The organism is Flavobacterium sp., from assembly GCF_028712645.1.
GTDB lineage: Bacteria > Bacteroidota > Bacteroidia > Flavobacteriales > Flavobacteriaceae > Flavobacterium.
The window spans coordinates 1-7310 of sequence record NZ_JAQTPQ010000180.1 but is presented as its reverse complement, the minus strand read 5'-3'; the positions used below and the strand labels follow the sequence as shown (position 1 = coordinate 7310).

Annotated in this window: 6 protein-coding genes; 4 read left to right on the top strand and 2 right to left on the bottom strand. The window is 32.3% G+C overall.

Going from position 1 to position 7310, the window contains the following annotated elements; genetic code table 11:
- Positions 1-1221, bottom strand: a 1221-nt coding sequence (locus PHC28_RS13130) for an ATP-dependent RecD-like DNA helicase (RefSeq protein WP_300101330.1), incomplete at its 3' end; no start/stop codon positions are given.
- Positions 1222-1322: 101 nt separating this feature from the next.
- Between PHC28_RS13130 and PHC28_RS13125 the strand changes: the two genes are divergently transcribed.
- Both PHC28_RS13125 and PHC28_RS13120 read left to right on the top strand, forming a co-directional pair.
- Positions 1323-2141 carry a DUF3822 family protein gene (locus tag PHC28_RS13125; protein ID WP_300101327.1) on the top strand — a complete coding sequence of 273 codons (819 nt, stop codon included), beginning with the start codon at positions 1323-1325 and terminating at the stop codon, positions 2139-2141.
- Complete coding sequence (locus PHC28_RS13120) at positions 2138-2734, top strand: RsmD family RNA methyltransferase (protein ID WP_300101324.1); 597 nt, start codon at positions 2138-2140, stop codon at positions 2732-2734. The genes PHC28_RS13125 and PHC28_RS13120 overlap by 4 nt, the downstream gene beginning before the upstream one ends.
- Before the next feature lie 68 nt (positions 2735-2802).
- Here PHC28_RS13120 and PHC28_RS13115 read toward each other — a convergent pair whose 3' ends face one another.
- Positions 2803-4920 carry an outer membrane beta-barrel family protein gene (locus PHC28_RS13115; protein ID WP_300101321.1) on the bottom strand — a complete coding sequence of 706 codons (2118 nt, stop codon included), beginning with the start codon at positions 4918-4920 and terminating at the stop codon, positions 2803-2805.
- Between the two features lie 139 nt (positions 4921-5059).
- Here PHC28_RS13115 and PHC28_RS13110 point away from each other — a divergent pair, with 139 nt between their 5' ends.
- Together PHC28_RS13110 and PHC28_RS13105 are read left to right on the top strand one after the other, a co-directional pair.
- Positions 5060-6418: a sensor histidine kinase KdpD gene (locus PHC28_RS13110; protein ID WP_300101318.1), complete on the top strand. Its 1359-nt coding sequence runs from the start codon at positions 5060-5062 to the stop codon at positions 6416-6418.
- Positions 6419-6428: 10 nt separating this feature from the next.
- Positions 6429-7124 carry a response regulator transcription factor gene (locus tag PHC28_RS13105; protein WP_300101315.1) on the top strand — a complete coding sequence of 232 codons (696 nt, stop codon included), beginning with the start codon at positions 6429-6431 and terminating at the stop codon, positions 7122-7124.
- Positions 7125-7310: the final 186 nt, after the last annotated feature.

Here is a 7310-nt window from a genome sequence, read left to right as displayed (position 1 = left end):
GAAATATTCATTGGCTTTTACTTTTTGGAATTGCTTGAACTTGGTTTCGCCCTCGTAGTCTTTCAAAACTTCCTGATACAATCTATTCGATTCTTCGTAAGTCAAGGACGGCGATTCGCTTTTTATCGTGTCCAATAACAAAACCGTTTCGAATGGTTTTTGGTTTGGATAATCGACCATTCGTATTTTTACTTTGGCAAATTTGAAACTGTATAATTCTTGAATTTTAAAAATTTCCAAGACTTCTATAATATCGCCATTGGCAATAAAACCGGCTTCGTCAGAATCTTTTAGCCAGAAATAATTATTTTTCACGACCATCAAAAAATCTCCTGTGGATAATTCGTTTTCTTTATCTAAAATCTTGGAGCGGATTTGCTCATTATATTGATTGGCTCTTTTATTCGACCGAACAATAAAAGCGGTGTCTTCGATACTGTAATTGCTGTAAGCCGAATTGATGGCATCCTGAATGTCGTAACCATCGGTCAAACGGACAATATCCTTGAATTTCTTAAGGTCAAATTGGAACTCATCAATGAAAGAATCCTTCAACAATTCCCGAAGTTCCGTGGCATTGTACAAGATTCCGGAGTTTTCTTCCTGACGCATCACTTCGTCCAATTCGATGTGTTCAACTTCTTTGTTGTAATTCATTCCTAAAGTTTGAATGTCCAATGCCGGACTAATATCCAAATTCACAGGAGGTAATTGCGCCGTGTCTCCCAAAAGAATCAACTTACAATTTGTTCCTGAATAAATGTATGAAATCAAATCATCAAGCAAAGAACCGTTTTCATACAACTTGGAATCCGAATTCGTATCTGAAATCATCGAAGCTTCATCGACTATAAAAATCGTGTTGGTGTGTTTGTTTTGTTGCAAAGTAAACGAAACTCCGCCGCCCGAAGATTTCTTGGGGAAATAGATTTTCTTGTGAATCGTGAAAGCGGGCTTGTTCGAATAATTGGCAATCACCTTGGCCGCACGACCTGTTGGCGCAAGCAAAACATATTTTTTATTGATGTCGAGTAAATTATTGACGATAGTCGAAATCACAGTCGTTTTTCCAGTTCCTGCATAGCCTTTCAAGACGAAAATCGTGTTGTTATCATTTTCAGTCAAGAAAATAGCGATTTTTTGGAAAAAAATATCCTGTTTATAGGTGGGTTTAAAAGGGAATTTTTTCTGTAAAAGGCTATAAAACAAGGAGGAATTCATTCGAGGATGGTTAATATAAATGAACTTCAAATATAAGGATGAAATTTGAAGCAAAGACATAAAATAGTATTAGAATAAAAAAAATTTGTAAGTTTGCAACTATGTCCATTAACACTACCATTACCGATAAAAAATACAAAAAACTCTCGCTTCAGGTTTCCTTGACCGGGCTTTCGTTTTGTGTTTTTGATACTTTGAATAACGTGATACTTTCCGTGAATGAAGTACATTTTGACACCTTTCACAAAGCCACAAAAATCGAAGAATTGTTTGCAGATGCTTTCAGGGACAACCCGGAATTAAAGGATTCCTATGATGAAATAATGGTGATTCACAACAACAATCTTTCGACATATGTTCCGGAACCACTTTTTGACGAAAATTTCTTGGGCAGTTATCTACAATATAATACCAAGGTTTTCGATACCGATTTTTTTGCTTTCGACGAAATCCAGAATTACCAAATGAATGCGGTTTATATTCCGTATGTGAACATCAATAATTTCTTTATTGACCAATTTGGTTCTTTCGATTACAAACACGCCAATAGCATTTTGGTGACCAAACTTTTGGACGCTTCGAAAAACAATGACGACAAAAAGATGATCGTGAATTTCAATCCCGGACATTTTGAGATTATTGTCGTCCAAAACCAGAAATTACATTTATTTAATTCTTTCGATTATCAAACGCCCGAAGATTTTCTGTACTATTTGCTTTTCACAGCCGAACAATTGAATATGAATCCCGAGAATTTCAAATTGGAACTACTGGGAACCATTGCCGAGGAAGACGATTTTTACCAATTGGCTTACAAATACATTCGAAATGTGTCCTTGTTTGACGTATCGAATTTGCAGAAAAATAATTCCTTTTCAACTGCCCAAAACCAAAAACATTTTATTTTATTCCAATCGTGAGAATCATTTCAGGTAAATATAAAGGAAGACGCATTTTTCCACCCAAAGGACTTCCCGTTCGCCCCACAACCGATATGTCTAAAGAAGCATTATTCAATGTTTTGAACAACCATTTTAGTTTTGAAGGCTTGAAAGTTTTGGATTTATTCGCAGGAACTGGTAATATCAGTTTCGAATTTGCCTCTCGTGGTAGCACGCCAATTACCTCAGTCGATGCCGATTTTGGTTGCGTGAAATTCATCAAGCAAGTCGCCGCCGAATACGATTTTAACATTGCAGCCACCAAAAGCGATGTTTTTACGTTTTTGGAAAGAAACAAAGCCACTTACGACATTGTTTTTGCCGATCCTCCTTATGGTTTGGACCAAAAAACATTTGAAAAAGTAGTCTTAACCGTTTTCGAAAAAGAAGCACTTCAAGAAGATGGAATGATGATTATCGAACATTCTAAATACACCAAACTCGACCATTTAATCCACTTTTCATTCAAGAAAAGTTATGGCGGTTCTATTTTTAGTTTCTTTGAAATTGGAAAATTAACTGACGAAGAAACGGATGATGAAGAGTTGTTTTCGGATTCTGAAGAGGAATAATAGCATATAAATAAAAATGTCTTTAGAGAGCCCTTCCAATTAATACAAGGGCTTTATTTTATTTAAAATTATCTAATCCTATTTAAGTTTTCATCAATATTTTTTTCCTTAAACTCAGTCGGTTTTATTTTGCCAAAAGAATATTTAACGGCTATTGAAAATTCCTGCGCATCAACCAAATATTTTGCTGTTGAACTAATTTTGTTTATTGTAAAACTTTCTTCGTAAATCGTATTCTTAAAAATGTCATTATAATTTAAAGTAAAATTCCAATTTGTGAAAAATGTTTTTGAAACTCCTAAATTCATAATAAACCAAGCTTTTCTTTCAAAAACCCCTTCTTTTTGATCTGTTAAACCATAGGCTGCCAATGAAAAAGTATACCCTTTTGACAGTTTAAATTCATTGTTGGAATAATAATATAAATAAGGTTTTGATGCGATAAATTCGGCAGAATCATCTTGTATTTTATTCATTATACAGCTTAGGCTGTTAGTAGAAGTCCATATTTTATAAGTAAAAGGCAAGGAAAATTCTAAATTAAAACCTCTTTCTTCTTCGAAATTAATTTCTTTAAAAGTGAGTATATTATTCTGATTATCAAATACAAAACTGCTATACACCGGATCTGTATTCTGATAATAAGTTAGTTTTACTGATTTATCGTGATATTGAAAACTAGATGAAATTTGATTGTTAATGGTTGGATTTAAATTGATATTTCTCGAATACAAATAGTATGGATTAATGTAAGTCGCTCCCTGATTTGTCGATGAATAATTGGGTCTCGAAATACTTTTGGAATAATTTACAGTTATTGATTTGGTACTGTCAATTGGGATGTCAAGTTGCGCTTTCGGAAAAAAATCAATGTAATTCTTGTTGATTGATGGTGCATTATCATTCTTTAATTCTCCATTAATATTGGTGCTTTCAACTCTTAAACCAACTGAATAGCCGATTTTTTTCAAGTTTCCTGATAATTGGGTATACCCAGCGTAGTTTTTCTCTTTAAAATTATAAATCGAGCTGATTGTATTATTGGTCTCATAATTTAAGATTTCAAAATCTGTTTTTGCTTTTGCAGACAAATAAAGTCCGCCAGATTCTAATTTCATTTCATTTTTAAATTTCTTTTCAAAATCTACTCTGCCCGAAAAAACAGCTACATTAAATTTTTGCTTGCTGTTTTGTGCCTTTTCAAATTGAGTTTCATTAAAATTATTCTGAGCTAACGACTTTGAATCCTGATCAAAATTTGAATATTGAAAACCCGTAAATAATTGCGTGTCAATGGATTTTATTTTCTTTGCATAATTAACAAAAGAGTTAATAAAATTCTTCTGGCTCTCATTATCACTATGTGTTACAACATTGTTTTCTATATCTCCATTCTTGTTGTAAGTTGTGGTGTTTATATCAAAAGGTTCGCTTTGCAGTTTACTATTGATATTAATTGAAAAATAATCGTCTTCTTTGATTTTATAAAACAGGCCTCCACCAAGAATAAACTGCTTCCTTTTCGTATTTGCGGTGGCAACATCATAATTCGAAATTATATCTGCATCCGGAATTTGGTATTCAATACTATGGCTTTCCCAAGGCTTTAGTTTATTGAAATTAAAATTGGCTTTCCATTCGAATTTATTCTTTTTGAAACTTGAATTTATTCCAAGATAATTATTGAATTCTTTCTTAAACGAAGTTACTTCGGATAAAGTTGTTTGTGAACCTTCCTTTTTGCTAAACTTTCGGGTAATCAAAATTACTGCTCTTCCTTCAGCTTCATATTTTGATGATGGATTATTGATAATTTCGATGGTTTTAATGTCATCTACAGACAAGGCATTCAAATCATTCATTACTACTTTTTGATTATCGATGTATATTAATGGGTTTCCCTTTCCTATAACCGTAATGTTTTCTTTGTCAGCACTGATAGTAATATTGGGCAATTTTGAAAGTAAATCTATTGGATTGGGAACTGCATTCAAAATTGAATTGGCCACATCCAATTTGATATTTCCATTTTTGGTAGTAAACATTTTCTTTTCTTTTATAACTACGACTTCGTTTAGTTTATTAGAAATACTATCATTTGCTGTAGTGTTTTGTCCATAACCAAAGCCTGAAAGAATAAGACAGATTATAATTTTTGCATTCTGAATTCTTAAATTATTTTTCATTAAAATAGTGCTTTTGTGGTTTTGAAACACTGCAAAAATGAATCAAAATACTTGCTTTGTAAGTTAATCGAAGGTTAATGCGGAGTTAATGACCAATTTGAATAATAAAAGAATTATTTTTGAATTCAATTTTTATGGAATGAAGCAAAGAATCAATTTATTAATCGCCTTTTCAATCGTTGCTCTGATTACTTTATCGGTTGTGCAATGCTACTTAGTGAAAACAGCTTATGATTATAAAGTGGCTCAATTTCACTCGGAAATTAAGGAAGACATTGCCAAAATAACAAATGATTACAGCGATATTGATTCGGCTTACGTGAATAAAAAGGAAAGACTTTATAAGCTATTGGCACAAAATTATGTTTTCGATAAAAAGTCAAAGACAGCTATTAAAAAAACCATAATTCTTGATGAATCCAATGACGCATTTACCCGAAAACTACAGCTCCGATTTAAAAGAGATTTCCCAAATATTGTAATTGATTTTGCTATTGTTTTAAACAAGTTTGTCATTTATAACAGCCATAAAAAACGCGATACTGTTTTTTCCGAAAAGCCTCTTATACAGAATAAAATCTATGGTAATCTTAAGTCTTTGAATAATGCTTTTTTAGTTCGAAATTATGTAAGCACAACAAATGGTTCTGTCCAAATGCAGGATTATAAATTGCTTACTGAAGATTCTTTGTACGTTTCTGTAATCGATTGGGAAATGATCATTTTCGAAAGAATGAAAATGGTTTTATTATTATCGCTACTTTCAATTCTAACACTGGTAACTCTATTTGTAATTGCCATCAAAGCATTAATAAAACAAAAGAAAGTAAGTGATGTAAAAACTGATTTCATTAATAATATCACTCACGAACTCAAAACACCATTAACCACTTTAGGAATTTCTGCAAAAATATTGCAACGAAAAGATATCCGTAACAATGAAGAGCAATTCAACAGTGTTTTAAATACTATTTCCCGTCAAAATCATCGTTTGCAAAATTTAATTGATCAGGTGATGGCCAATTCACTGGGCGAAAATGAAATTGAACTGCAAAAAGAAAAAATTGAAGCAGAATCATTTTTAAAAGCCATTGTTGCCGATTTTAAGGTAGCATTTCCAAAAGTGGCTATCGAAACTCATTTTAACACGAATGAAACATCTTTGGTTTTGGATAAATTTCATTTGACTACAGCTATTTTAAATGTGCTCGAAAACGGTGTGAAATATGGAAGTAACACGATCATAATCAAAACGGAATTAATCAAAAACCAATTCAATATCAGTATTAAAGATGATGGAATCGGAATTTCAAAAAATAAACATTCATTGTTATTTGATAAATTTTATAGAGTTGAACAGGGCAATCTGCATAATACAAAAGGATTGGGTTTGGGACTTTTCTATGTAAAGCAAATTATCAAAGCACATCAAGGGAAAATTGATGTTATAAGTGATTTAGGTAAAGGTTCGGAATTTACAATTATATTTAAAGTTTAATACTTTCCAGTTGAAAAAAATACTTTTAGCCGAAGACGACGCTGATTTTGCAGGCATTCTAAAACATTATCTAGAACTGCACCAATTTGAAATCTCTTGGACAGAAAATGGTGAAGAAGCATTATCTATTTTTCAAACTGAGCACTTTGATATTTGCGTTTTTGATGTTATGATGCCGAAAATGGACGGATTTACCCTTGCAGAAAAAATCATCAAAATCAATCCCGAAATTCCTTTTATCTTTCTAACAGCAAGAAAACTTAAGGAAGACAAAATCATTGGTTTAAAATTAGGTGCCGATGATTATATTGTAAAACCTTTTGAAGCTGATGAACTAGTTTTACGACTAAACAATATTTTAAAAAGGAGTAAACAAAATCAATATTCAACTGTAATTGATGAATTACAAATTGGGAACTATCTGTTTGATACTAAAAGATTATGTCTAAAAAATAATTCAAAAACACAACAACTTACTGAAAAAGAAGCAAGCCTAATTCATTTTTTTTATTATCATAAAAATCAAATGATAAAACGAGAGCAAATATTAAAAAAGATTTGGGGCAATGACGATTTTTTTTCAGGCAGAAGTATGGATGTCTACATCAGTAAAATACGCAAATATTTCAAAGACGATTCTCGAATAAGCATCGACAGTGTTCGAAATATTGGTTTGGAATTTAAAATAAAAAAAGCAGACCTGTAAGCCGGATTCTGTCCCCGATAAATCGGAGCCTTATCATTTATCTAGGCACGCAATTGCTTGCGTGCTCCATCTTTCTACCCTTCGACAACGGGCGAGAAACCCTTAAATGCCGATATACTTGAAATTTCACCGCATAGAGTTTACCTGGTTTCACTACAGCATTACCTGTACCTGCTTTCTGTTGCA